We start from the raw sequence: 23,881 nt of genomic DNA on the forward strand, positions 1-23,881 counted from the left end.
CCTACCGCGGATCGAGCAGCGCGACGTCCGTCGCGGCGGCGGCCAGCCGGTCGCGCGGGCCGTGCAGCAGCTTGCGCGTGACGACGTCCATGACACCCAGCGTGCAGTCGACGTCCGCGGCCAGCACGTCGCCCGCCGGGTTGCCGTCGACGTCCACCGTCCGCACGATCCGGTGACGCATCGTGAACGCCCGCCCCTCGCCGAACGCCAGCTCCGAGTCGACCGTGAGCTGCTCACCGGCGAGCAGCTCGGAACGGAAGTTGGCGGTCGTGGCGAGCAGCACGATCGTCGCCCCGTGCCCGGAGAGCCGCGCCTGAGAGAGACCGGCGGCACGGAAGTGCTCCATCCGGGCGTGCTCCGCGTACTGGTGGTACACGGCGTGGTTGACGTGCCCGTTCACGTCGACCTCGTACGACCGGACGTCGATCGTGAGCTGGAACTGGGCGGGCGGTTCTGCGCTCATGACTCCGGATCATCACAGGTCGGTGACACTTCCCGCGGTCCGGCCACCCCGCCGTGCGACGTTGTTGTGCCCCGGCGGACCTGCTGCCTAGGGTTACCGTGGGTCCGGGCTACGCTGGAGCTCCAGCGGCGTGGACGTTCCGTCAAGCAGCGGCGGACGACGTACACGCAGCGTGACGAACGTCCGGAGCCGGAGCTCCGCCCCCGGCCCGGCGATCTGTCGAGGGAGCACGGTGCACATGAGCAGTGAGACGCCCACCGGTGTGGGGGACGGGTCGACCCCCGACGTCGGCGAGGTCGTCCGCTTCGAGGTGGTCGAGCACGACGGCGGCGCGGTCGTCGTCGGCGTGGTCGGCGAGATCGACACGATGACCGGGCCGGTGGTCGGCGAACAGCTGACCACCCGCCTCGCCGCGGCCGACCTGGTCGTGGTGGACCTGTCCCGGGTCACGTTCCTGGGCTCCGCGGGACTGGCCGCGCTCGTCGCGGGCAAGGACGAGGCCGACCGCGCCGGCAAGCGGCTGCGCCTGGTGTGCGGGTCGCACACCGTGACGCGGGCGCTCGAGGCGACCGGCCTGATGAGCGTGTTCGACGTGGCGGACGGCGTCCCGGAGGCACTGACGACCGGCTGAGACCGCCCGCCAGGGAGGCGTCTGGGTGCCTGGTGGCCCCCGCGGTCTTCAAAACCGACGTGGCCGAGCATCTCGGCCAGGCGGGTTCGATTCCCGTCCGCCTCCGCCAACGTCAGGCAGGCGCCTCCCAGACTCCGCTGTCCAGGAACCGGTCGATCGTGCGCCGGTAGGGCGCGAGGTCCATGCCATGGGAGGCGACCCAGCCGTCGTCGAAGTAGCTGTGGCGGTAGCGCTCGCCGCCGTCGCAGATCAGCGTCACGACGCTGCCGCGGCGGCCGTCGCGCAGCATCCCGGCGATCAGCTGCCAGACGCCCCACAGGTTCGTCCCGGTCGACCCGCCCGCCCAGCGGCCGGTCAGGTCGTGCAGGTGCCGCACGGCCGCCACGCTCGCGGCGTCCGGGACCGGGACCATCACGTCGATCACGTCCGGCACGAAGCTGGGCTCCATCCGCGGTCGCCCGATGCCCTCGATGCGCGACGGCATGCCGGTCGCGTAGTCGTGCGCGCCGGACGCCCAGCCGGGGAAGTACGCCGAGTTCTCCGGGTCGACGACGGCCAGGCGGGTCGGCAGGCGGCGGTAGCGCAGGTAGCGACCGACCGTCGCCGACGTACCGCCGGTGCCCGCGCCGACCACGATCCACTCGGGCACCGGGTACGGCTCATCGCCCAGCTGGGCGAGGATCGACTCGGCGATGTTGTTGTTGCCCCGCCAGTCCGTGGCGCGCTCGGCGTAGGTGAACTGGTCCATGTAGTGCCCGCCGCACTCGCGCGCCAGGTTCTCGGCCTCGGCGTACACGTCCGGACCCCGCTCGACGAAGTGGCAGCGACCGCCCTCGCGCTCGATCAACGCGACCTTCTCCGGGCTCGTCGTCCGCGGCATCACGGCGACGAACGGCACGCCGATCAGCCGGGCGAAGTACGCCTCAGACACGGCCGTCGAGCCGGAGCTGGCCTCGACGACCGTCGTCGTCCGGGTGATCCACCCGCTGGCCAGCGCGTACAGGAACAGCGAGCGGGCCAGCCGATGCTTGAGGCTGCCGGTCGGGTGGACCGACTCGTCCTTGAGGTAGAGATGCACGCCCCACTCCGCGGGCAGGTCGACGACGTGCAGGTGCGTGTCCGCCGAGCGGTTCGCGTCGGCCTGTACGCGGCGCATCGCCTCGTCGGTCCAGGACCGGGTCCGGGCGCAGGAGCGGTCGACGACCTCACTCCGCGTCGATGGTTCGCTCGCACGCTCGCTCACCGCAGGTGCACCAGCCCGGTGCCCGCCTCCACCGTCCCGATCCGCGCCGCCGGGTGCCCCTGCGAGCGCAGCGCCGCGACGGCCGCGTCGGCGCGGTCCGGCTCGGCGCCGAACAGCAGCCCCCCGGAGGTCTGGGCGTCGGCGAGCAGCAGCACGTCGGTCTCGTCGAACGCGCCGGGCCGGACCCGGTCGGCGACCCACTCGCGGTTGCGCCGGGTCCCGCCGGGCACGACGCCGTCGGCCACCAGGTCACGCACCCCGTCCAGCACCGGCACGTCCGCGACGTCGACGTGCGCGTCCACACCGGACGCCGCCGTCATCTTGACGAGATGTCCGAGCAGCCCGTAGCCGGTGACGTCGGTGCAGCCGGTGGCGCCCGCGTCCACGGCCGCGCGGGACGCGTCCGCGTTCGGCGTGGTCATCACGGTCACCGCCGCCTCGACCCGCTCCGGCGCCGCGTGCCCCTTCTTGATCGCCGTGCTGAGCACCCCGACACCGAGCGGCTTGGTCAGCACGAGCGCGTCGCCGGGACGCAGGCCGGCGTTCGTGAGCACCCGGTCCGGATGCACCTCGCCGACGACGGCCAGCCCGTACTTCGGCTCCGGGTCGTCCACCGTGTGGCCGCCGACGACGGCGAACCCGCACTTCGCGCCGACGTCCGCGCCACCGGCCAGCACCTCGGCGAGCGTCTCCGGCCCCAGCGCGTCGGACGGCCAGCAGACCAGGTTCAGCGCGAACAGCGGCGTGCCGCCCATCGCGTAGACGTCCGAGACGGCGTTCGTCGCGGCGATCGCGCCCCACGTGCGCGCGTCGTCGACGATCGGGGTGAAGAAGTCCGTGGTCGCGACGAGCGCGCGGTCCGGAGCGATCCGCCAGACGGCCGCGTCGTCGCCGGTGTCCGTGCCGACCAGCAGGTCCGGGTGCGACGGCGGCGTCAGCCTGCCGAGCACGTCGGTCAGCGCGCCCGGCCCCAGCTTGCACCCGCACCCCGCGCCGTGGCTGAACTCCGTCAGACGACGGCCGATTCCGTTGTCGCTCATCGACACCCTCCCGCGATCCCGGAAACCGCCTGCGCTGCGCCGGGCGGTCACCACGCTACCCATCGCGGTCCGTCGGCGACCGTGAGCCGCCGGACGCGACGGCCGGGCCGTCCGGCGACGTAGGCTGGGCGCCACCCGATCGGGGGACGCAGACTTCGGGCGGGCTTCGCCGAGGGAGAATTCGTGACGTCGAGAGGACAGGCGTGATGGCCGGGGACCGGGACGACCAGCCGGGCTTCGAGGTCACGCGCCGCGGGTACCGGACGACCCAGGTGGACGCCTGGGTCGACCGGGTCCGTGAGGTGATCGAGGCGCTGGAGGCGGAGCGGGACGAGGCGCGGCACACGGCCGCCTCGCTCCAGTCCTCGCTGGACGAGGTGCGGAGCCGGGACGCGGCGCCGGACACGTTCGGTGTGCGCGCCGAGCGGATCCTGCGGATGGCCGAACACGACGCGCACCTGCGCCGGGAGCGCGCCGAGGTCGAGGCGGCCGACATCCGGGAGCTCGCGCACCAGGAGGCGGAGCGCACGATCGCCCAGGCCCGTGCCGAGGCGGCGCGGGTGCGGGCCGACGCGGACCGGGTGCGCGACGACGCGGAACGCGCGTTCTCCCGGGTGCGGGCCGAGGTGGCGGACGCCAGACGGGACGCCGAGCAGCGGGCCGACACGGCCGCGTCGATGCACGAGCACGTGCAGGGCCTGCGGGGCGCCGTGCGCGGTGAGATCGCGCGCCTGCACGCGGCGCTCGGCGCCGAGCTGCGGGCGCTCGACGCGCCCGTTCCGCAGGAGCAGGCACCGCGGGCGCACGAGCCAGTGCCGCGGCTGCCGGAGCCCCGGCCGGTACCGGTGACCGCCTCGATCGTCGCGACCGGGCCGGTGCCGGTGCACGTTCCGGCGGCCGGGCCGGAGAACCCCGCGACCGGGCCGGGGACCGGTGCGGACACCGATCACGGCACCATCGCCGACGCCGCCGACGCCGCCGACGTCGCGGACGCTGCCGACGTCGTCGCGGAGACGGAGCCGGTCGCGGAGACCCCGGCCTCCACGGCGTCCACGGACGAGGTCGCGGAGCACGCCGTGGCCGAGACCACCGCCGAGACGGCTGCGACGCCCGTCGTGGTCTCGCTCCCGGCGCAGCGCGACCGGCCGGCGACCGAGGACGCCACCCCCGCGGGCGGCACCCCGGCCGCCGCCACCGCCGACCGCACCTGACTCCGGCCGGTCGGCGCCCGGCGCGGCGTCTACCGTGCGGGACATGACCGGCACGGACGTCCCCGCCGACCCGCGCCGGCGCGTGCCGCGGACCGACCACGTGCTGGCCCGCCCGGACGTCTCGGCCGCCGTCGAGCGGATCGGACGGGACCGGGTGAAGCGGGCCGTGCACGGCGCGCAGGAGCGGGCCCGTCGCGGCGAGATCGTCCCCGAGGACGTGCCAGCCGCCGCGCTCGCGGCGCTGTCCGGCGGGTCGGCGACGATCACGCCGGTGCTCAACGCGAGCGGCGTGCTGCTGCACACGAACCTCGGCCGGGCGCCACTGTCCACATCGGCCAGAGACGCCGTGGCGCGCGCGTCCGGGACCTGCGACGTCGAGCTGGACATGGCCACCGGCACCCGCGGCCGTCGGGGCGCGGCGGCGGTGGACGCGCTGCTGGAGGCCGTGCCGAACGCCGCGGCGGCGCACGTGGTGAACAACAACGCGGCGGCCGTCGCGCTCGTCGCGACCGCGCTCGCCTCCGGCGGGCGGGAGATCGTCGTGTCGGCCGGGGAGCTCGTCGAGATCGGCGACGGGTTCCGGCTGCCGGATCTGCTGCAGTCCACCGGCGCGCGGCTGCGCCCGGTCGGGACGACGAACCGGACGCACCTGCGCGACTACACCGACGCGATCGGACCGGACACGGCCTTCGTGCTCAAGGTGCACCCGTCGAACTTCGTGGTCAGCGGGTTCACCTCCGAGGTGGATGTCGCGGACCTGGCCGGGATCGGCGTCCCGGTCGTCGCCGACATCGGGTCCGGGCTGCTCGCCCCGCACCCGCTGCTGCCGGACGAGCCGGACGTCGCGAGCACGCTGGCCGCGGGAGCGGACCTCGTGACCGCGTCCGGGGACAAGCTGCTCGGCGGCCCGCAGGCCGGCCTGCTGTTCGGCGGCGCCGAGCTCGTCACCCGGCTGCGCAGGCATCCGCTGGCCCGCGCGCTGCGGGTGGACAAGCTGACGCTGGCCGCGCTGGAGGCGACCCTCGTCGGTCCCCCGACCCCGGTCCGCGCCGCGCTGGACACCGACCCGGCGGAGCTGGTGGCCAGGGCGGAACGGCTGGCCGCCCGGCTGGCCGACGACGGGGTGGACGCGCGCGCGGTGCCCACGGTCGCGACCGTCGGCGGCGGCGGGGCACCCGGCGTCGAGCTGGACAGTGCTGCCGTGTCGCTGCCGGAGCCGTTCGCCGCGGCGCTGCGGGGCGCCGACCCCGCCGTGCTGGGCCGGCTCGCCGGCGGGCGCTGCCTGCTGGACCTGCGCGCCCTGCCGCCGGAGGCCGACGACGAGCTGGCGGCCGCCGTGCACGCCGTCGCACCGGAGATCTGAGCGTGCACGTCGTCTGCACGGCGGGGCACGTCGACCACGGCAAGTCGACCCTCGTGCGCACCCTGACCGGGATGGAGCCGGACCGCTTCGCGGAGGAGCGGCGCCGCGGCATGACGATCGACCTCGGCTTCGCCTGGACCACTCTTCCCGGTGGGGACACGGTCGCGTTCGTCGACGTGCCGGGCCACGAGCGGTTCGTGTCCACCATGCTCGCCGGTGCCGGGCCGGTGCCCGCGGCGCTGTTCGTCGTCGCCGCCGACGAGGGCTGGATGCCGCAGTCCGCCGAGCACGCGGACGCGCTGGAGGCGATCGGCGTCTCGCGGGGACTGCTCGTCGTGACCCGGTCCGACCTGCTGGACCCGGAGCTGGCGGGAGAGGACGCCCGCGCCGAGCTCGCCGCCCGCGGATGGGACTGGCCCGCCGTCGCCGTGTCGGCCACCACCGGCTCCGGGATCGACGCGCTGCGGTCCGCGCTGGAGGAGCTCGTCGGCGGGCTGCCGGCCCCGGACGCCGGTGCCGACGTCCGGTTCTGGGTGGACCGCGCGTTCACCGTCCGCGGCTCCGGCACGGTCGTCACCGGCACGCTGCCCGCCGGCACCCTGCGGACCGGCGACGAGCTGGAGCTGGACACCGGCGACGGGCCGCTCACCGTCGGAGTGCGCGCGCTGCAAGCCCTCGGGGAGCCGGTCGACGAGGCACACCCGGTGGCGCGGGTCGCGGTGAACCTGCGCGGGGTGCCGCGCGACCGCGTCCGGCGCGGCGACGTGCTGCTGTCCGGACGGTGGCTGCGGGCCGGCGAGATCGACGTCCGGCTCGGTGGCCTGCGTGGCGAGCCTGCCGCGACCGACCTGCCGACCGAGCTGACCCTGCACGCCGGTTCGGTCGCCGTCCCGGTCCGGGTCCGCCCGCTGGGGCCCGACGACGGCGGCCTGGTGCGGCTGCGGCTCGCCCGGCCGCTCCCGCTGCGGATCGGTGACCGCGCCGTGCTGCGCGATCCCGGCGGGCGCCGGGTGCTCGCCGGGGTGACCGTGCTGGACGTCGCCCCACCGGCGCTGCGCCGCCGGGGAGCCGCCGCCCGCCGGGCCGACGATCTGGCGGACGCCACCGGGACACCGGACGCGACGGCCGAGCTGACCCGCCGCGGCGCGGTACGGGCGGACGACCTGCGCGCGATGGGCATCCCGCAGCCCGACGTGGACGGGCTGGCCGCACGCGTGCCCGGAGGAGCGGGGTGGCTGCTCGACCCGGACCGTGCCGGGGCGGCGGCACGCGACCTGGCCGCCGCCGTCGCCGCCCACGACCGCACCGACCCGCTCGACCCCGGACTCCCGCTCGCGGCGGCCCGGCGCGCGGCAGGGCTCCCGGACAGCGCGCTCGTCCCGGTCGTGCTCGCCGCGTCCCGCGACGCCGGTCCGCGGGATCTCGTCGTCGACGGGGGGCGGGTGCGGTCCGCGACGGGCGGTGGGCTGCCGGACGCGGTGCGCGCGGCCATGGACGCGCTGCACGCCGAGCTCACCGACACCCCGTTCGCGGCGCCGGACGCGGACCGGCTCGCCGCGCTCGGGCTCGGGCCCCGCGAGCTGGCGTCCCTGGAACGTGCGGGCGAGCTGCTCCGGATCACGCCGGGGACGAGCCCCGAGGTGGTGCTGCTCCCGGACGCCGAGGACCGTGCCGTCGCGCTGCTCGCTGAGCTCGACGAGGAGTTCACGCTCAGTGCGGCGCGACAGGCACTCGCGACCACCCGCCGGGTCGCCGTCCCGCTGCTGGAACGGCTGGCCCGCAACGGACGTACGGTGCGCACGGCGTCCGGTGGACATCGGTTGCGCGGGGTGTAGAGCGGGCGGTGCCCCGAGTGGCGGCCGTGCGGGAGCCGTCCTACCGTCGGCGCAATGACCGACTCCTCCGTATCCGGCTCCGGCGACGCCCGCGGTGGGACGTCGCTGCGCCAGGAGACGGATGACGGGCTCGACCTCACGCTGGACCAGCCCACCGAGGGCACGCTCGTCGTCGCCGTGACCGGCGAGCTGGACATGCTCACCGCCCCGGACCTGCGGCAGGCCGTCGTCGATCGGATGTCCTCGTCGTCGACGATCGTGCTCGCCCTGGACGGTGTCGTGTTCCTGGGCACCAGCGGGCTGGCCGTGCTGATCGAGCTGCGTGAGCACGCCCAGCGGGCGGGGACGACGCTCCGGCTCGCCTGCACCGAGCGCCGGGTGCTCCGGCCGCTGAGCATCGCCGGCCTGCACCATCTGTTCGAGATCCGCGACTCGGTCCAGGCCGCCCTCGAAGAGTGATTTACGTCACCTCTGTTAACACTGGACAGTGACCGCTGTGACTGTCCGCCGAGCGAGCCACCGCGTCTGACCTGCGCCGACTGTTGCACACACAACGGCGACAGGTCTCCGACGACGACGTGTCCCGTCCCCTCCCGTCGTGTCCCGGCATGCCGAGGTTTAGCCGACCGTTCGTTCCGGGAATCGACCGCCAACGGCGACAACAGCAGGTGCGCGATCGAGACGACGAGGTGACCGCGTGAGTGATGTATCCCGGCTCCCCGGACCGATGGACGACGAGTGGCAGTGGCAGCGTCTCGGTTCGTGTCGTGGGATGGACAGTGCCGTCTTCTTCCACCCGGACGGTGAGCGCAACCCGTCGCGCTCCCGTCGGACCGAGAAGGCCAAGCAGGTCTGCCACAGCTGCCCGGTGATGAACGAGTGCCGGCGCTTCGCGCTGGCGAGCCGCGAGCCGTTCGGCGTCTGGGGTGGCCTCGGGGAGTCCGAGCGCCGCGCGATCCTGGAGCGTCAGGACCTCACCGACGGCCGCGGGATGGCCGCCGCCGGTTAGCCCCCGACAGTCCGACCGGCCCGTCTCCCTGCACCACGAGGGAGGCGGGCCGAGTCATGTCCGCGACGGACCGGACGTCAGACGGCGGGTGCGACGGCCACGTCGGCCTCGGTGCCGCCTTCTCCCGCCCCACCGGCGACGCGCCGGTAGTGCAGCACCGGCAGGCCGTACACCCGGGCCACCCGGCGGACCGCCCGGTCGACGGCGGCCTGCTCGGCGTCCCGCGCACCCTCGGGTCCGGGGGCCACGCAGAACACCTGGTCCTCGGGGTCGAAACCGATCAGCTCGGACAGCGCGGCGACGAGATCCGGCTCGTCGGCCTCCTGCACCGGCCAGCGCAGATCCAGGCGGTGCAGGTGCAGGCCGGCCGGGAGCAGCGGCACGGCAGGCACCTCGTCGGCCGGCAACGGGACGGTGAACCCGGCCAGCAGCTCGTCGGCGACCGCGTACCCGTCCGGTTCGTCGGGGTAGTCGAGTGCGTCCGCCGGCGACGGCGTCCGGGCCGGTTCCGGCGAGTCCACCCGCGCCACCAGGACGTCGATCTCCTCGGCCGCCGCGACCACCTGCCGAAGGTCGGAGCCCGGATCGAGGACGTCCGCGGCCGTCACCGCTACGGCAACGAGCCGTCGGGACCGGTCACTCTCCGGAAGAGTTCTCACCGCGTCGACCCCCTCGACCGCCATGCACTGCGCCACACGAAGTACAACGGATCCGTCGCCGAGTGCGCGCGGTGAATTCGCGGCCGTCCGACGAGTGGCGGCAGAGGGTCCGCGAGCGGGCGAGCGTGATCTCCATCCGTGGGCGACGAGTGCCGCTGCCCGTGTGCGAGCGACCGGCTGCCGGTCGTCTCACTCCCCCGTGTGGAGCAGCCGTCAGCGGGCCGTCAGACGGATCGCCAGCAGGGCCACGTCGTCCCCGAGCTGCTCCGGCAGGCACACCTCGAGCGTGCGCTCGACGACGTCCTCCGGCGACGCGTCGGCGTCCATCGCGGCGACCGTCCGCTCGATGAGCTCGGCGCGCTCGTCGGCGTCCTCGCCGGCGATGTCGGTGAGGCCGTCGGTGTAGAACACGAGCAGCGAGCCGGGCGCGCAGGTCACGGCCACCTCGTCACGCCGGGCACCGGAGGCCACCCCGAACTCGGGCACCGCGCCCAGCATCGGCGAGTGGTGGGCGTCCAGGCGCCCGATCGTGCCGTCCGGCTCCCGCAGCAGCGGCGCCGGGTGACCGGCATTGGCGTAGCTGAGCTCGCGGCTGCCGTCCGCGGCCACCGGGCCGAGCACGGCGTACACGGCCGTCGCCATGGCGGCGATGTCCAGTCCCTGCACGAGCTGGTCGCAGCGGTCCAGTACGGAACCGGGCGGGTCACCGCCCCACGCGTAGGAGCGCAGCACACCGCGCAGCTGGCCCATCGCGGCCGCCGCCGACAGGTCGTGGCCGACCACGTCGCCGACCGCGGCGCCGACGTACCCGCCGGGCAGCGGCAGCACGTCGTACCAGTCGCCGCCGACCTGGTTGCCGTCCTTGCCGACGAGGTAGCGGGCCGCGATCTGCAGGCCGGGCACGTCGGGCACCGCCGGCAGCAGGCTGTGCTGCAGCGTCGCGGCCGCCGCGCGCTCGACCTCGTAGAGCCGGGCGTTGTCCACGGCCAGGCCCGCCCGGCCGGCGAGGTCCGCGGCGAGGTGCAGGTCACGCTGGCCGTACCGGCTGCCGTACGGGAACTGCGTGTAGAGCGTGAGCGTGCCGAGCACCCGCCCGCGGGCCCGCAGCGGCACGACCATCGCCGAGCGCAGCCGCAGGCGTTCGTACACCTCGGCCGCGTCCGGGTCGTCCGGGTACTGGTCGGCACCGGACTCGGGGAGATCGGAGACGAGGTGCGGGCGGCCCGCGCCGGCCGCCGACGCCGCGGACGCGTCGCCGCGCCCGCCGTGCAGCGGGCCGAACCGCCTGAGCAGCTCCTCGTCGTCGGACTCCCTGGCGGCCACCGCCATCCGCTGGCGGGAGTGGCCGCCGGGGGCGTCGATCAGGTCCACGGTGGCCAGGTCGGCCAGTTCCGGCACGACGATCCGGGCCAGGCGGGTGCATGCGTCCGCGGTGTCCAGCGCCGCGGTCATCTGCGTGGTGGCCTCGGCCAGCAGGCGCAGCTGGGCCCGTGCGGCCTCGGCGTCGGCCAGTGCCGCGCGCCGCTCCTGCTCGACGATCACCCGCTCGGTGACGTCGCTCTGCACGCCGACGAAGTTGACCAGCTCGCCGTCCCCGTCGAGCACCGGGGAGATCGTGATCTGGTTCCAGAACGCGGTGCCGTCGCGGCGGTAGTTGAGCAGCACTTCGGTGATCGGGCGGCGGTCGTCCAACGCCTCGCGGATCCGCCGCACCGACGCTCGGTCGGTGTTCGGGCCCTGCAGGAAGCGGCAGTTGGTCCCGACCACCTCCTCCAGCGAGTACCCGGTGAGCCGCTCGAACGACGGGTTCACCCACGCCAGCGGGTCGTCGTCGCTCTGGGCGTCGGAGATCGTGAACGACATCTCGGTGGCCAGCACGGCCCGGTCCCGGACGGCGGTCAGGCGGTCCTCGCCCCCCGCGGCCGAGTCGGCGAGCGGCAGCAGCACGGCCAGCGCACGGCTCGCGCCGACGCCGCCACCGGTGTCCGGCCCCGAGCCGTTCAGGTCGGGCCCCTTCTGGTCGGGGCCGCCCGCGTCGGCGAGCGCGAACCCGGTGACCCAGGCGAGCGTCGTGGTGCCGTCGTCGCCGATGCCCGCGACCAGCGGAGCCCCGCTGTGCAGGGCGACCGGCTCCCCGGTCACGGTCTCGCCCGCGGCGATCCGCGCCAGCGGCGACGACTCGTCGGCGAACGGCTCGCCGTCGAGGTCGGTCAGCCCGGCCGCGTCCGCCCAGTCCCGGATGGACACCGGCAGACGGACCGTCCCGCCGGTCAGCTCGATCCCGGTCGCGTTGGCGTACACGACCTGCCGCTCACGGACGTCGAGCATGAGCACCGCGACCGATGCGCTGTGCAGCACGTGCGGCATGGCCGACGTGCTCGGGGTCGCCCCCATGCTCTCGGTGGAGGTCGCGACCGCCTGGTCGACGGCGCGGTCCACCGCGTCGCCCGGAGGGGCGGCCGGACCGGTCATCGGATCCCAGGACACACGTCCGACACTAGTGGGTGCCGGCAGCCGGGGCATCGGGCCCGGACCGGACTCGCCGGGCCGTCCGTGGCGCGCTCCCGCTATCCTCGCGCGGGCGTCTCCCGCCGTTCCCGCCGCTCCCCGGAGGTGATCACGCTGCTCGGATCCGCATCGACCCAGCCCGACGGGGCCGGCGAGCTCAGCGCGTCACTGTCCACCCCGCGGACCGGCCTCTCGGTGCTCAGCGTGACCGGCGAGATCGACACGCTGACGGCACCGCAGCTGTCCACCGCGCTCGACGAGCTGCTGGCGGTACCGGACGGCGACCTCGCGATCGACCTGGACGGGGTCACGTTCCTCGCCTCCAGCGGGCTCGGCGTCCTGATCCACGCCGCCCGGAACGCCGCACGCGGGAACCGGATGCTCTACGTCGTCGTGTCCAACCGGGCCGTGCTGCGCCCGCTCGAGGTCACCGGGTCCTCGCAGCTGTTCACGATCATCCCGGCGGTCGACGACGTGCCGGACCCGGCGAGCGCGTCGGAGATCACCTGAACCGCGGGGACCGAGCACGCATGATCCCCCTACATCCGCCATCGGGCGGACCGACCGTCCCCAGCACCAGGAAGGACCAGCGCGTGTCACAGGAGGAGATCCCGAGCGAACCCGCCGCCGCGGCGGGTTCGTCCACCGTCGAGGTACGGACAGCCGCCAGCCCGGCGCTGATCCCGACCGTGCGCGCCGTGGCCTCCGACCTGGCCGCCCGGGCCGACTTCGACCTGGACGCGATCTCCGATCTGCGGATGGCCGTCGACGAGGCGTGCGCGACGCTCGTCGGGCTGGCCGGCGACGGGTCCGACCTGCGCTGCACGTTCGACGTGCAGGGCGACCGGATCGCGGTCGCGGCCGAGGTCCGCCCCGCGCCCGGTTCCGACCTGCCGACCGACAGCTTCGGGTGGCGTGTGCTGCAGACGCTGGCGGACAAGGTCGACGTCGACCGCACCGACGGCACGCTGCGCATCCGCCTGCACAAACTCGGCGGTCCGGCCCTGTGACGTCCGATCCCGAGTACGAGCACCTCACTCCGCTGCTCCAGGAGTACGCCGAGCTCGACGAGGGCGACCCGCGCCGCGAGGCGCTGCGCGACCGCCTGGTCACCGGTTACCTCCCGGTCGCCCAGCACATCGCGCGTCGCTTCAACCACCGCGGCGAGCCGCTGGACGACCTCACCCAGGTCGCGACCGTCGGACTGATCAACGCGATCGACCGGTTCGACCCGGGCAAGGGCGGCGAGTTCTTCTCGTTCGCCGTCCCGACGATCTCGGGTGAGGTCCGCAGGCACTTCCGCGACCAGAGCTGGTCGATGCGCGTGCCCCGGCGGCTGAAGGACATGCACGTGTCGATCAACGCCGCGGTGTCCGAGCTCTCCCAGTCGCTCGGCAGGGCACCCCGCCCGAGCGAGATCGCGGAACGGCTGGACCTGCCGGTGAACGAGGTTCTGGAGGGGCTGGAGGCCGCCGAGGCGTACCGCAGCTCGTCGCTGGACGAGATGCTGTCCTCCGAGGACGGGAGCGCGACGGTCGGCGAGCTCGTCGGGGAGGCGGACGACGAGCTCGACCGCGTCGACTACCGGGAGGCCCTGCGCCCGTTGCTCGCAGAGCTCAACCCGCGCGAGCGGACGATCGTGATGCTGCGGTTCTTCGGCAACCTGACCCAGACCCAGATCGCGGACGAGGTGGGCATCTCGCAGATGCACGTGTCCCGGTTGCTCGCGCAGACCCTCACGCGGCTGCGCGACCGGCTGGACCCCGAGTAGACGGGAGACTGCGATGAGCGGTGGAGTACCGGAGCACGTCCTGGTCGTCGGGGCCGGGCTCGGCGGGGTCCGGACGGTGGAGGGTCTGCGGTCGGCCGGGTACGAGGGCCGGATCAGCCTGGTCGGGGCGGAGGAGCACCTCCCCTACGACCGGCCGCCGCTGTCCAAGCAGTACCTGGCCGGCGAGTGGGACCGGTCCAAGCTGGACCTGACCGACGACGAGAAGGCCGCCGAGCTCGGTGTCCGTACCCACCTGGGCCGCCGCGCCGTCGCCTGGCGGCCCGGGGAGATCGAGCTGTCCGACTCGTCGACCCTGCACGCCGACGCGATCGTGCTCGCCCCGGGCGTGACGTCGCGGACGCTGCCGGGCCAGCCGGACTCGGCGCACGTGCTGCGCACCGTGGAGGAGTCCGACGCGCTGCGGGAGGCGATCGCGGGCGCCGGGTCGATGCTGCTCGTCGGCGCCGGGTTCGTCGGCGCGGAGGTGGCGTCGACGGCGCACGACGCCGGTGTGGACGTCACCGTGCTGGAGGTCGCGCCGACGCCGATGGCGCGGGTGCTCGGCGAGGACGTCGGTGCACTGACCGCGCGCCTGATCTCCGAGTCCGGGGTGTCGTTGCGGTGCGGCGTGTCGATCGCGTCGCTGGACGCCGCGGGCGCCGTGCTCGACGACGGCTCCCGGCTGGACGCCGACGTGCTCGTCGTCGGCATCGGCGGGCAGCTGGACCTCGGCTGGCTGGACGGCACCGGCCTCGACCTGTCCGGCGGCATCCCCTGCGACGCGCGGGGACGGGTCGAGGGGCTCGACGGCGTGTGGGCGCTCGGCGACGCGGCCGCCTGGACCGACCCGTTGCACGGCGACCGGGTGCGCCACGAGCACTGGACGTCGGCGACCACGCAGGCGACTGTCGTGGCGCGGGACATCGCGGGCGCCGAGCCGCCGCCCGCCACCGTGCCCTACTTCTGGTCCGACCAGTTCGGGCTCAAGATCCAGCTGCTCGGGCGCCCTGACGTCGCCGACGAGGTCCTGCCGCTGCACGGCGACGGCGTCGACGGCGGGCCGGTCAAGGGCACGGTGGTCGGTTACCTGCGCGACGGTGCGCTGGTCGCCGTCGTCGGCTTCGGTGCGGCACGGCGGATCATGCGGTACCGCAAGCCGTTGCTCGACGGCCTGTCCCGCGACGCCGTGCTGGAGTTCCGGGACTCGCTGGGGTGACGCCCGTCGTCAGCGGAAGATCGCGCGGATCACCAGCAGACCGACGACGGCACCGACCCCGATCAGGCTGTACTTGACCTTCGGGTCGGCCAGCCTCTCGGCGATCTGCTCCTTGCCGCCCTCGATCAGGGTCTTCGGGTTGGCACGCTCGGCGAGCGCGTCCAGGCTCTCGGCCAGCGCGTCCCGGGTCTTCTCGATGTCGCTCTGGATGTTCTCGGGGTCGCGGGCCACGACGTCTCCCTCGCTCGGCGGTCTGCTCGATCCGGCACACCGTAGCCACCGGCGGGCACGGTCGCGCGTCTCGGGTGAGGTGCCGGAGTGTCGGAACGCGGCCGGTGGCAGTCTGGCCCCATGAGCACCCGGCTGAGCGCGGGCGACACAGCCCCCGACTTCACCCTCGACGACGCCGACGGCAACACGGTCTCGCTGTCCGACCACCGCGGCCGCAAGGTGATCGTCTACTTCTACCCGGCCGCGAGCACGCCCGGCTGCACGAAGGAGGCCTGCGACTTCCGGGACAACCTGGCCGACCTGGTCGGCGCCGGGATCGACGTCATCGGCATCTCCCCGGACAAGCCGGCGAAGCTGGCGAAGTTCCGCGACGCGGAGGGCCTGACGTTCCCGCTGCTCTCCGACCCGTCGAAGGAGACGCTCCAGGCCTGGGGCGCGTTCGGCGAGAAGACGATGTACGGCAAGACCGTCACCGGCGTCATCCGCTCCACGTTCCTGGTGGGCGAGGACGGCACGATCGAGGACGCGCAGTACAACGTCCGCGCCACCGGGCACGTCGCGAAGCTCCGCAAGGACTGGAAGGTCTGAGCGGCGGAGTTGTCCACAGACCTGTAAGAAGGTCTTACAGGTCTGGGGATCTCTTCCCTAGCGTCGAGGGCATGCCACGCCCTCGACGCTGGACGGACGAGCAACTCGCCGATGCGGTCACCGCGTCGACCACCATGAGCGAGGTGTGCCGCCGGATAGGCATCCTGCCGGGGAAGTACGACCTGCTGCGCAAGCACATCGACCGGATCGGGGTGAACGCCTCGCACCTCCCGCGGGCGACGTCGGCCAGCCCGAGAACCGGTCGGCGGTATACCGACGGTCAGCTGCGTGAGGCGGTCCGGGTGGAGACCAGCGTGCACGGCGTGCTTCGCCGTCTCGGCTACACGCCGAACGGCGGGATGTACCGGGCCGTCATGGCCCATATCTGTGCACTCGGCCTGGACACGAGCCATTTCACCGGCCAGTCGTGGGCCAAGGGACGGAAGTTCCCGGGACGACGGGTCACGCCACTGGACGCGATCCTGGTACGGAACTCGAGCTACCGGAGCAGCTCGAAGCTACGGCAGCGACTCGTGGCCGCGGGACTCAAACCCCGACACTGCGAAGACTGTGGGCTGAGGGAGTGGCGAGGTCGGCCCCTGCCGCTCGCTCTCGACCACGTGAACGGGGACCACTCCGATAATCGGCTGGAGAACCTCCGTATCCTGTGTCCGAACTGTCATTCGCTCACCAGCACGTGGTGTGGTCGGAAGAACGGGCCGGCGTACTCCAACAGGCAGAGAGACGGCGCTTAGAACGCCGCCAGTGCGGGTTCGAATCCCGCCGCCGGCACTCTCCACCCCCGTCCCGCGCGGGGAATCGGCTCGCGCGCGGTGCGGGACGCGCGCGGGAGCACCACGGAGCGCGCGGGAAGCGTCAGGCGGGGTCCGGCTCGTCCGGGAGTGGGCGGCGGGCCGCGATCACGACCCCGGCCAGGCCGACGACGGCGCAGGCGGCGGACACGGCGAGGAGTGTCGGGGACACCTGCCCGGTCACGGCGTCGCCGAGGATCACGATCGAGGCCGTGCCCGGGATGCTGCCGACGACCGTCCCGAGCAGGTACGGCAGGAACCGGACGGTGGACAGGCCGGACAGGTAGTTCAGCGCCGCGAACGGCACCATCGGGATCAGGCGCAACGACGTCACGGCCAGCGTGCCGTGGTGGTCCAGCCGCCGTCGCACCCAGACGGCACGGCGGTGCGTGGCGTAGCGCGCGACCAGGCGCCCGCCGGTCCAGCGCACGAGGTAGAACGCCAGCACGGCGGCGATCGCGGTGCCGGTCAGCGTCAGCAGCAGTCCCCACGCCGAGCCGAACAGCAGCCCGGCGGCGACGGTGAACACGGTCCGCGGGAACGGCGGCACGTTCAGCAGCACCTGCAGCATCACGAACACGAGCGGCGCCCACGGGCCGGTCTCGGCCACCACCCGTCGAAGATCATGCAGGTGGGGCACGACGGGGACGCCGTGCGCGTGCGCGACGAGCACCGCCACGACGGCGACGACCACCACCGCGACGACTCCGAGAACCGGTCCCCACCTGCGCACCCCACGACGGTACCGGCGGCGACGGCCCGGGCTCCCGCACGGGTCCGGCGGCCGTGCCAGAGTGACCGGATGGCGAACGACGAGTCCCGGCACGATCTCGACCCGGACGGTCTGGCCGTCCGGAAACAGGTGCTCGGCGAGGACTACGTGCAGGCCGCGCTGGACCGGATCGACGGCACCACCGAGGAGTTCCAGCGCCTGATCACCCGCTACGCCTGGAACGAGATCTGGACGCGGCCGGGCCTGGACCGGCGGATGCGCAGCGCGGTGACGCTCACCGCACTCGTCGCACACGGGCACTGGGAGGAGTTCGAGCTCCACCTGCACGGCGCCCTGCGCAACGGCCTGAGCCGCGACGAGATCGTCGAGATCCTGATGCAGACCGCGATCTACTGCGGTGTGCCGGCCGCGAACTCGGCGTTCCGGATCGCCCAGCGGGTGCTGGCCGAGGCGGGCTAACCCACGAGCGCCAGCACGTGCGGCACCAGCGCCCGCAGCGCCTGGCCCCGGTGCGACAGCGCGTCCTTCTCGGCGGGGGACAGCTCGGCCGACGACCGCTCGTCGCCCTCGGGCCGGAAGATCGGGTCGTAACCGAACCCGTTCTCCCCGCGCGGCGCGCGCAGCAGCGTCCCCCGCCAGGTGCCGTGGACGATCGTCTCCGACGGATCCCCGCCGGGTGCGACCAGCGCGGCGGCGCAGACGAACGCGGCACCGCGGCGGTCGTCCGGGGTGTCGGACAGCTGGTCCAGCACGAGCTGCAGGTTCGCGTCGTCGTCGCCGTGGCGCCCGGACCAGCGCGCGGACAGCACGCCGGGCATGCCGTTCAGCGCGTCCACGGTGATCCCGGAGTCGTCGGCGACCGAGACCAGCCCGGTCGCCGCGGCCGCGTCGCGGGCCTTGGCCAGCGCGTTCTCCGCGAACGTCGCGCCGGTCTCCGGTGCCTCCGGGAACTCCGGCACGTCGGCCAGGCCGAGCACGTCGACGCCCCCGAGGCCCGCGTCCGCGACGATCCGGCGCAGCTCGACGAGCTTGGCCGCGTTCCGGGTGGCGAGCAGCAGCTTCACCCGTCCTCCCCTGCGGCGGGCTCCGACCCCGGCAGCGGCGCGGCGAGCGCCTCGAGCTGCAGCTGCGCGAGACGGTCGATCCCGGCCAGCGCCGAGTCCAGCATCGCGTCCAGTGTGGACCGGGAGAACGTGGCGCCCTCGCCGGTGCCCTGCACCTCGATCAGCGTCCCGGTCTCGGTGGCGACGACGTTCGTGTCCACCTCGGCGCGGGAGTCCTCCTCGTAGGGCAGGTCGAGCCGCACCCGCCCGTCGACGACGCCGACCGACACGGCCGCGACCTGGCAGGAGATCGGCTTCGGGTCGGCCAGCTTCCCCTTGTCCCCCAGCCACGTCACGGCGTCGCACAGCGCCACGTAGGCGCCGGTGATCGCCGCGGTGCGGGTGCCGCCGTCGGCCTGCAGCACGTCGCAGTCCAGGGCGATCGTGTTCTCCCCCAGCGCCTTCAGGTCGATGCAGGCACGCAGCGAGCGGCCGATCAGCCGGCTGATCTCGTGCGTCCGGCCGCCGATCTTGCCGCGCACCGACTCGCGGTCCGATCGGGTGTTCGTCGCCGACGGGAGCATCGCGTACTCCGCGGTCAGCCAGCCCAGCCCGGATCCCTTGCGCCAGCGCGGCACGCCGTCGCTGACGCTGGCCGCGCACAGGACCTTCGTGTCGCCGAACTCGACGAGCACCGAGCCCGCCGGGTGCTTCTGCCAGCCGCGGGTGATCGTCACCGGCCGCAGCTCGTCGTCGGTCCTGCCGTCCGCCCTGCTCTCTGCTCGTGTCACCGCGACATCGTAGGAACCGCGCTCACCTCCCGCGCGGGCGCCCGAGCGGCCTCGCGGACGCGACGCTGCGGCTGACCATCTCCGACATCGGCGAGAGGTCCACGTGGTCGACGCCGTCGACGTCGCCGAGCGGGAGGAGCACGTCGTCGTAGAGCGCGTCGTCGCCGGAACAGGCGACGAACGCGACGAGGTTGGTCGATCCGGTGGTGACCGCGGCGAACGCGATGTCGGGGTGCGCGGCTAGCGCCCGTCCCGCCCCGGCCAGCGCCGACGGGCGGACGGTCAGCCAGAGCATCGCCCCGCACGGTGCCCCGAACAGGGCGGGTTCGACGTCCACCTCCAGCACCAGTGCGCCGCCGCGGCGCAGCTGTTCCACCCGGCGGGCGACCGCGGCGGGCGACCAGCCGGTGGCCCTGGCCAGCGCCGACCAGCCGGCCCGCCCGTCGCGGGCGAGGATCGGGAGCAGCGTGCGGTCCTCGTCGTCGAACAGCGGGCGGTCGTCCGGACCGGGCTCGCCGGGCCCGGTCTCGCGCAGCGCGCGCACCTGCTCCGCGGACAGGGCACCCAGCCTGCCGGGCCAGCCGTCGGCCCCGGCGACGGGCCGCAGCAGGCGTTGCGCGGTCACGGACCCGATCCGCGACGAGCGCGGCAGCGACCGCAGCACCAGCGAGTCCGCCGGGGCACGGACCATGCAGGCGATCTCCGCACCGCCGGAGAGCACGGTGACCCACGACGTGTCCGGGTCCGCGGCGAGCACCGCCCCGATCTCCGGGGCCGCGTGCGGCAGGCACCGCATCCGGACCAGCCAGTCCGCCTGGCCGAGCGCGCGGGCCACCGGCACGCCGACCACCCGCAGCACCCCGGCCGCGAGCAGCCGCCGGTAGCGGCGGTTCAGGGTCCGGTCGGACGCGTCGAGCACCTCGGCCAGCCGCCCGAACCCGACGCGCCCGTCGACCTGCAGGGCGTGCACGAGCTGCCGGTCGAGCGCGTCGAGCGTGAGTGGATCCACGGCTTCAGGTTAGATCGGTGTCGGATTCCGTCGTTCTCGGCGCACTCGATGGCGGTCGCGCTCTCCCGGGATCGACGCTCGCTTCATGAGCACAGACCTGGACCCGGTCGCCACGACGTCCCGCATCACCGCCGCGATCCGCGCCGCCGAGTCGGCCCGCCCGGACCGCCTGTTCGACGACCCGCTGGCGGGCACGCTCGCCGGTGACGTCGGACGGGCGATCGCCGCGCGGATCGACTCCGGCGACGTCATCCCGGTCCGCACCCGCTTCGACGACGACGGCCTGCGCACCGCCGTCGACGCCGGCGTCCGTCAGGTGGTGCTCGTCGCCGCGGGCATGGACACCCGCGCCTGGCGCCTGCCGCTCCCGGACGGGTGCACCGTGTTCGAGGTGGACCGCCCGGCGCTTCTCGACCTCAAGGCGGAGCTGCTGGCCGGCACGGCACCGGCCGCACACCGGGTGCCGGTCCCGGCCGATCTCACCGCGGACTGGACGGCGTCGCTGGACGCCGCCGGTCACGACCCGTCGCGGCCGACGTGCTGGATCGTCGAGGGGCTGCTGCAGTACCTGCCGGAGCCGGCCGTGCGGACGTTGCTGGACGCCGTGTCCGGACGGTCCGCCGCCGGCAGCCGCCTGCTCACCGACCTGGTCAGCGCCCGGCTCCTGGCCTCGGAGCAGATGCGGCCGATCCTGGACTCGATGGCCGCTGCCGGGAGCCCGTGGATCTTCGGCTCCGACGACCCGGACGCGTTGCTCGCGCCCTACGGCTGGCGCGGGGGCGTGCGACTGATCGACGACGTCATGGCCGAGCTCGGCCGGGGACCGTCGTCGGCGGACCCGTCGGACGCGCCGGGGTACCTCGTGCACGCCATTCTGTGACGGCTCAGACGTCGTAGACGCCGCCGTCGTGCACGACGTCCACCGGCCCGTCGAACGCGGCTTTCGCCTCGACGACCAGGTCCGCCGCGTCGTACCAGGCCGGGACGTGCGTGAGCAGCAGCCGACCGACGCCCGCCGCCGCGGCGTGCTCCCCGGCCTGGCGCCCGGACAGGTGCACCCCGGACGGCGGCTCGGAGTACTGCTCGCACGTGTGCGGCCAGCTGGCCTCGCAGAGCAGGACGTCGGCACCCCGGGCGGCCGTGACGAGCCCGTCGCAGGGTCCGGTGTCGCCGGAGTAGACGAGCGTCCGACCCCCGTGTTCGACGCGCAGGGCGTACGTCTCGCACGGATGGTCCACCGCCGTCGTGCGGACGGTGGCGTCACCGACCGTCAGCGATCCGCCGTCGGACAGGGCGTGGAACGCGAACACGTCGGACAGGTCGGCCTGCGCCCGCTCGGCCGCGGACGCGGCGTAGGCGGCGGCGAACCGGTCCGGCGCCTCGTGCGGGGCGTGCACGTCGAGCTTGCGCGCGGTCGCGTCGTAGGGCGGGCTCGGGTGGTAGCGGCGGAACACGGTCAGCGACGCGAAGTCCGAGCAGTGGTCCGCGTGCAGGTGGCTGAAGACCGCCGCGTCCAGCTGCCACGGGTCCAGATGCCGTTGCAGCGCACCGAACGTGCCGTTGCCCAGGTCGAGCGTGAGCCGCGTGCCGCCCGCCTCGACCAGGTAGCCGGACGCCGGGGACCCCGGACCGGGACCGCTGCCGGAGCATCCGAGCACGATCAGGCGCATGGGCGACACTAACCCGCCCTCCCAGTGCGGCGCAGCCACCAGAGCCCGACGAACGGCAGCACCAGCGGGATGAACCCGTAGCCGATGCCGTAGTCCGACCAGACCGTGTCGTCCGGGAAGTCACTGGGCACGAGCAGCGTGAACGTGCCGACGGCCAGCACCCCGACCAGCTCGAACACCACCGAGAACCAGGCCAGCCGCCGGAACCCGGGGCCGGTGCCCGCCAGGCCGATCGTGGCCAGGATGTAGACCACTCCGGACAGTGCGGACAGCGTGTAGGCCAGCGGGGCGTCGGAGAACTGGCCGGCGATCTGGACGCCCGCCCGCGCCGTCGCGGACAGGGCGAAGATCCCGTAGACGGCGATCAGGACACGGCCGGGGCCGGTCGACGTGGCCTTCGGGTACCGGGGCTTCCGCGGGCTCCCGGGCTGCTGCGGCTCAGACACTGCCTGCCGCCCAGAGTCCCTGCAGCCGCAGCACGGCGACGAGCGTCCCGATCGCGCCGACCGCGATCACGGCTCCGCCCCACCGGCTCGCCGGCTCGGTGTGCTCCCCCGCCTCGGCGCCGATGGCCTGGTCCGATCCGGCGGTGGCGAACTGCAACGCGATCGGCAGCACGGCGACCGACACCACCAGGTAGATCAGGAACGTGCTCTGCTCGGGCAGGGTGACCCCGCCGACCAGCACCCGGAACGCGGCGACCGCGGCCTGGACGACGAGGACCAGCTCGCAGACCGCGACGCCATACCGGTGCTGCCGGCCCGGAGGGCGGTTCAGGATCGTGGTCGCGAGTCCGAGCACCGCCAGCGCGACGAGCACGATGCACGAGGCGATCACCAGCAGACCGATCACGCCCCGCACGCTACTCCGGCGGCCCGATCCCCCTGTCGCCCCGGCACTGCGCGCCGAGGCGACCGGCGGCACGGTGGCAGGGCGGCAGATCTGGCGCGATCCGGCCGGTTCCGCCGATCTCGAGGGCGGGGTGGCGACAGCGTCGACTCATGATCGGCGGGAGTGGCGACGACGCGACACCGGTGGCGCGATCCGACCGGTTCCGACGATCACGGGCCGGCGCCGGTCCCGGCAGCGCCATGATCAGCGGGAGTGGCACGAGCGCGACAACGCCGGCGCAGTTCAGCCGGTCCCGCCGATCACGGGCGCGCCCGCCACTCCGCCCGGTCCATGATCAGCGGAACTGGCACCAGCACGACACCGGTGGCGCGATCCGGCCGGTTCCGCCGATCACCGGGTGGATGCGGCGGCGCGGGCAGGGCCGATGGGGCGGACCTTGTCGATCTCCGGTCCGAGGAAGCGGCGGCCCAGGCGCTGGAACGGCTCCGGGTCTCCGGTGGCGAGGAACTCGTGCGGGTGGGCCGGGGTCGTGGCGTCCCGGAGGAGGTCGCGCCGGTGGAGCGTCTGCACCACGTCCTTGGCCGTCTCGTCCGCGCTGGAGACGAGCGTGACCTCCGGCCCGAGCACGATCTGCAGCACGCCGGCCAGGAGCGGGTAGTGCGTGCACCCCAGTACGACGGTGTCCACACGCGCCCGTTGCAGAGGCTCCAGGTAGCTCTGGGCCAGGCCGAGGATCTGGCGCCCGCTCGTCGTGCCGCGCTCGACGAAGTCGACGAAGCGCGGGCAGGCGACCGACGTGACGGTGACGTCGCGGGCCGCGTCGAACGCGTCGGCGTAGGCACCGGACGCGATCGTGGCGACGGTGCCGATCACGCCGATCCGCCCGGTCCGGGTGGTCGCGACGGCCCGGCGCACGGCCGGTCGCAACACCTCGACGACCGGCACGGGGTAGCGCTCACGCGCGTCGGCCAGGCATGCCGCCGTCGCCGTGTTGCACGCGATGACCAGGGCTTTCACGCCGCGCTCCGCGAGGTCGTCGCAGACCGCGAGCGCGTGCCTGCGGATGTCGGCGATCGGCAGCGGGCCGTAGGGACCGTTCGCCGTGTCCCCGACGTAGACGATCTGCTCGGCGGGCAGCTGGTCGATCACCGCGCGGGCGACGGTGAGCCCGCCGACGCCGGAGTCCATGATCCCGATGGGCGC

The 23,881-nt window shown here is 74.1% G+C and carries 27 protein-coding genes and 2 tRNA genes; 15 read left to right on the forward strand and 14 right to left on the reverse strand.

What is annotated here, in order from left to right:
* Nucleotide 1: 1 nt before the first annotated feature.
* A complete protein-coding gene (locus EV378_RS09520; RefSeq protein ID WP_132422779.1) occupies nt 2–463 on the reverse strand; it encodes an acyl-CoA thioesterase in 462 nt (153 codons plus the stop codon).
* A 238-nt stretch (nt 464–701) separates the two neighbouring features.
* Here EV378_RS09520 and EV378_RS09525 point away from each other — a divergent pair, with 238 nt between their 5' ends.
* Entirely contained in the window at nt 702–1,094 is a 393-nt protein-coding gene (locus EV378_RS09525) for an STAS domain-containing protein (protein ID WP_165922210.1), read from the forward strand.
* A gap of 13 nt (nt 1,095–1,107) precedes the next feature.
* Nucleotides 1,108–1,203 (forward strand) — tRNA-Sec (locus EV378_RS09530).
* 3 nt (nt 1,204–1,206) lie between these two features.
* Here EV378_RS09530 and cds1 read toward each other — a convergent pair.
* Together cds1 and selD are read right to left on the reverse strand one after the other, a co-directional pair.
* Nucleotides 1,207–2,337, reverse strand: a complete 1,131-nt coding sequence (cds1, locus tag EV378_RS09535; RefSeq protein WP_481404373.1) for an L-cysteine desulfhydrase Cds1 — start codon at nt 2,335–2,337, stop codon at nt 1,207–1,209.
* Nucleotides 2,334–3,377 (reverse strand): selenide, water dikinase SelD, encoded by a 1,044-nt coding sequence (gene selD / locus EV378_RS09540; RefSeq protein WP_132422782.1) that lies wholly within the window; start codon nt 3,375–3,377, stop codon nt 2,334–2,336. The genes cds1 and selD overlap by 4 nt, the downstream gene beginning before the upstream one ends.
* Nucleotides 3,378–3,583: 206 nt before the next feature.
* Between selD and EV378_RS09545 the strand changes: the two genes are divergently transcribed.
* The 5 genes from EV378_RS09545 to EV378_RS09565 all read left to right on the forward strand — a co-directional run bounded on the left by EV378_RS09545 (nt 3,584) and on the right by EV378_RS09565 (nt 8,795).
* Entirely contained in the window at nt 3,584–4,588 is a 1,005-nt protein-coding gene (locus tag EV378_RS09545; protein ID WP_132422785.1) for a DivIVA domain-containing protein, read from the forward strand.
* 43 nt (nt 4,589–4,631) lie between these two features.
* Complete coding sequence (gene selA, locus EV378_RS09550) at nt 4,632–5,951, forward strand: L-seryl-tRNA(Sec) selenium transferase (protein WP_132422788.1); 1,320 nt, start codon at nt 4,632–4,634, stop codon at nt 5,949–5,951.
* A gap of 2 nt (nt 5,952–5,953) precedes the next feature.
* On the forward strand, nt 5,954–7,786 hold the full coding sequence (gene selB / locus EV378_RS09555; protein WP_132422791.1) for a selenocysteine-specific translation elongation factor: 1,833 nt from the start codon (nt 5,954–5,956) through the stop codon (nt 7,784–7,786).
* A 54-nt stretch (nt 7,787–7,840) separates the two neighbouring features.
* A complete protein-coding gene (locus EV378_RS09560) occupies nt 7,841–8,245 on the forward strand; it encodes an STAS domain-containing protein (RefSeq protein WP_132422794.1) in 405 nt (134 codons plus the stop codon).
* Nucleotides 8,246–8,483: 238 nt separating this feature from the next.
* The gene (locus EV378_RS09565; protein ID WP_132422797.1) at nt 8,484–8,795 is read left to right on the forward strand and encodes a WhiB family transcriptional regulator; all 312 of its coding nucleotides are present in this window, start codon (nt 8,484–8,486) and stop codon (nt 8,793–8,795) included.
* A 77-nt stretch (nt 8,796–8,872) separates the two neighbouring features.
* On the opposite strand, the gene EV378_RS09570 is transcribed toward EV378_RS09565, so the two are convergent.
* Together EV378_RS09570 and EV378_RS09575 are read right to left on the reverse strand one after the other, a co-directional pair.
* Nucleotides 8,873–9,403 (reverse strand): hypothetical protein, encoded by a 531-nt coding sequence (locus tag EV378_RS09570; protein ID WP_132422800.1) that lies wholly within the window; start codon nt 9,401–9,403, stop codon nt 8,873–8,875.
* A gap of 264 nt (nt 9,404–9,667) precedes the next feature.
* Nucleotides 9,668–11,941, reverse strand: coding sequence for a SpoIIE family protein phosphatase (locus EV378_RS09575; RefSeq protein ID WP_165922211.1), 2,274 nt, complete (start codon nt 11,939–11,941; stop codon nt 9,668–9,670).
* A 126-nt stretch (nt 11,942–12,067) separates the two neighbouring features.
* On the opposite strand from EV378_RS09575, the gene EV378_RS35275 reads away from it, so the two are divergent.
* The 4 genes from EV378_RS35275 (at nt 12,068) to EV378_RS09595 (ending at nt 14,949) form a co-directional block, all read left to right on the forward strand.
* Entirely contained in the window at nt 12,068–12,472 is a 405-nt protein-coding gene (locus EV378_RS35275) for an STAS domain-containing protein (RefSeq protein WP_165922212.1), read from the forward strand.
* A gap of 83 nt (nt 12,473–12,555) precedes the next feature.
* Nucleotides 12,556–12,972, forward strand: a complete 417-nt coding sequence (locus EV378_RS09585; RefSeq protein ID WP_243653368.1) for an ATP-binding protein — start codon at nt 12,556–12,558, stop codon at nt 12,970–12,972.
* The gene (locus EV378_RS09590; RefSeq protein WP_132422809.1) at nt 12,969–13,733 is read left to right on the forward strand and encodes an RNA polymerase sigma factor SigF; all 765 of its coding nucleotides are present in this window, start codon (nt 12,969–12,971) and stop codon (nt 13,731–13,733) included. The genes EV378_RS09585 and EV378_RS09590 overlap by 4 nt, the downstream gene beginning before the upstream one ends.
* A gap of 13 nt (nt 13,734–13,746) precedes the next feature.
* Nucleotides 13,747–14,949 (forward strand): NAD(P)/FAD-dependent oxidoreductase, encoded by a 1,203-nt coding sequence (locus EV378_RS09595; protein WP_132422812.1) that lies wholly within the window; start codon nt 13,747–13,749, stop codon nt 14,947–14,949.
* Between the two features lie 9 nt (nt 14,950–14,958).
* Here the strand turns inward: EV378_RS09595 and EV378_RS09600 are convergent, their stop codons facing one another.
* Entirely contained in the window at nt 14,959–15,180 is a 222-nt protein-coding gene (locus tag EV378_RS09600) for a DUF3618 domain-containing protein (protein ID WP_132422815.1), read from the reverse strand.
* 120 nt (nt 15,181–15,300) lie between these two features.
* On the opposite strand from EV378_RS09600, the gene bcp reads away from it, so the two are divergent.
* Both bcp and EV378_RS09610 read left to right on the forward strand, forming a co-directional pair.
* The gene (bcp, locus tag EV378_RS09605; RefSeq protein WP_132422818.1) at nt 15,301–15,768 is read left to right on the forward strand and encodes a thioredoxin-dependent thiol peroxidase; all 468 of its coding nucleotides are present in this window, start codon (nt 15,301–15,303) and stop codon (nt 15,766–15,768) included.
* A 718-nt stretch (nt 15,769–16,486) separates the two neighbouring features.
* A tRNA-Leu gene (locus tag EV378_RS09610) sits at nt 16,487–16,560 on the forward strand.
* An 84-nt stretch (nt 16,561–16,644) separates the two neighbouring features.
* On the opposite strand, the gene EV378_RS09615 is transcribed toward EV378_RS09610, so the two are convergent.
* Nucleotides 16,645–17,313 carry a TVP38/TMEM64 family protein gene (locus EV378_RS09615; protein WP_132422821.1) on the reverse strand — a complete coding sequence of 223 codons (669 nt, stop codon included), beginning with the start codon at nt 17,311–17,313 and terminating at the stop codon, nt 16,645–16,647.
* 69 nt (nt 17,314–17,382) lie between these two features.
* Between EV378_RS09615 and EV378_RS09620 the strand changes: the two genes are divergently transcribed.
* Nucleotides 17,383–17,772: a carboxymuconolactone decarboxylase family protein gene (locus EV378_RS09620; RefSeq protein WP_132422824.1), complete on the forward strand. Its 390-nt coding sequence runs from the start codon at nt 17,383–17,385 to the stop codon at nt 17,770–17,772.
* Here the strand turns inward: EV378_RS09620 and rdgB are convergent.
* From rdgB to EV378_RS09635, 3 genes are read right to left on the reverse strand one after another with little or no spacing between them, the layout of a single operon-like run.
* Nucleotides 17,769–18,377 (reverse strand): RdgB/HAM1 family non-canonical purine NTP pyrophosphatase, encoded by a 609-nt coding sequence (gene rdgB, locus EV378_RS09625; RefSeq protein ID WP_132422827.1) that lies wholly within the window; start codon nt 18,375–18,377, stop codon nt 17,769–17,771. The two genes, EV378_RS09620 and rdgB, sit on opposite strands and share 4 nt — an antisense overlap.
* Entirely contained in the window at nt 18,374–19,147 is a 774-nt protein-coding gene (gene rph / locus EV378_RS09630; protein WP_132422830.1) for a ribonuclease PH, read from the reverse strand. Before rph ends, rdgB begins: the two co-directional genes overlap by 4 nt.
* 22 nt (nt 19,148–19,169) lie before the next feature.
* Nucleotides 19,170–20,156: an Lrp/AsnC family transcriptional regulator gene (locus EV378_RS09635; protein WP_132422833.1), complete on the reverse strand. Its 987-nt coding sequence runs from the start codon at nt 20,154–20,156 to the stop codon at nt 19,170–19,172.
* 85 nt (nt 20,157–20,241) lie between these two features.
* Between EV378_RS09635 and EV378_RS09640 the strand changes: the two genes are divergently transcribed.
* On the forward strand, nt 20,242–21,036 hold the full coding sequence (locus EV378_RS09640) for a class I SAM-dependent methyltransferase (protein WP_132422836.1): 795 nt from the start codon (nt 20,242–20,244) through the stop codon (nt 21,034–21,036).
* Between the two features lie 4 nt (nt 21,037–21,040).
* On the opposite strand, the gene EV378_RS09645 is transcribed toward EV378_RS09640, so the two are convergent.
* The 4 genes from EV378_RS09645 to murI all read right to left on the reverse strand — a co-directional run bounded on the left by EV378_RS09645 (nt 21,041) and on the right by murI (nt 23,866).
* On the reverse strand, nt 21,041–21,826 hold the full coding sequence (locus EV378_RS09645) for an MBL fold metallo-hydrolase (protein WP_132422839.1): 786 nt from the start codon (nt 21,824–21,826) through the stop codon (nt 21,041–21,043).
* 8 nt (nt 21,827–21,834) lie between these two features.
* Nucleotides 21,835–22,272: a hypothetical protein gene (locus EV378_RS09650; RefSeq protein WP_165922213.1), complete on the reverse strand. Its 438-nt coding sequence runs from the start codon at nt 22,270–22,272 to the stop codon at nt 21,835–21,837.
* Nucleotides 22,265–22,678, reverse strand: coding sequence for a hypothetical protein (locus EV378_RS09655; protein WP_132422842.1), 414 nt, complete (start codon nt 22,676–22,678; stop codon nt 22,265–22,267). Before EV378_RS09655 ends, EV378_RS09650 begins: the two co-directional genes overlap by 8 nt.
* Nucleotides 22,679–23,068: 390 nt before the next feature.
* Nucleotides 23,069–23,866 carry a glutamate racemase gene (gene murI / locus EV378_RS09660; RefSeq protein ID WP_243653593.1) on the reverse strand — a complete coding sequence of 266 codons (798 nt, stop codon included), beginning with the start codon at nt 23,864–23,866 and terminating at the stop codon, nt 23,069–23,071.
* Between the last annotated feature and the right edge of the window lie 15 nt (nt 23,867–23,881).

It is taken from the genome of Pseudonocardia endophytica (assembly GCF_004339565.1).
Taxonomy (GTDB): Bacteria; Actinomycetota; Actinomycetes; order Mycobacteriales; family Pseudonocardiaceae; genus Pseudonocardia; species Pseudonocardia endophytica.

Coding starts and splice junctions, on each gene's coding strand:
- selA (WP_132422788.1), top strand. CDS start 4,632: ATGACCGGCACGGACGTCCCCGCCGACCCGCGCCGGCGCGTGCCGCGG.
- EV378_RS09525 (WP_165922210.1), top strand. CDS start 702: ATGAGCAGTGAGACGCCCACCGGTGTGGGGGACGGGTCGACCCCCGAC.
- EV378_RS09595 (WP_132422812.1), top strand. CDS start 13,747: ATGAGCGGTGGAGTACCGGAGCACGTCCTGGTCGTCGGGGCCGGGCTC.
- EV378_RS09640 (WP_132422836.1), top strand. CDS start 20,242: ATGAGCACAGACCTGGACCCGGTCGCCACGACGTCCCGCATCACCGCC.
- EV378_RS09560 (WP_132422794.1), top strand. CDS start 7,841: ATGACCGACTCCTCCGTATCCGGCTCCGGCGACGCCCGCGGTGGGACG.
- bcp (WP_132422818.1), top strand. CDS start 15,301: ATGAGCACCCGGCTGAGCGCGGGCGACACAGCCCCCGACTTCACCCTC.
- EV378_RS09620 (WP_132422824.1), top strand. CDS start 17,383: ATGGCGAACGACGAGTCCCGGCACGATCTCGACCCGGACGGTCTGGCC.
- EV378_RS09645 (WP_132422839.1), bottom strand. CDS start 21,826: ATGCGCCTGATCGTGCTCGGATGCTCCGGCAGCGGTCCCGGTCCGGGG.
- murI (WP_243653593.1), bottom strand. CDS start 23,866: ATGGACTCCGGCGTCGGCGGGCTCACCGTCGCCCGCGCGGTGATCGAC.
- EV378_RS09520 (WP_132422779.1), bottom strand. CDS start 463: ATGAGCGCAGAACCGCCCGCCCAGTTCCAGCTCACGATCGACGTCCGG.
- selD (WP_132422782.1), bottom strand. CDS start 3,377: ATGAGCGACAACGGAATCGGCCGTCGTCTGACGGAGTTCAGCCACGGC.
- EV378_RS09545 (WP_132422785.1), top strand. CDS start 3,584: ATGGCCGGGGACCGGGACGACCAGCCGGGCTTCGAGGTCACGCGCCGC.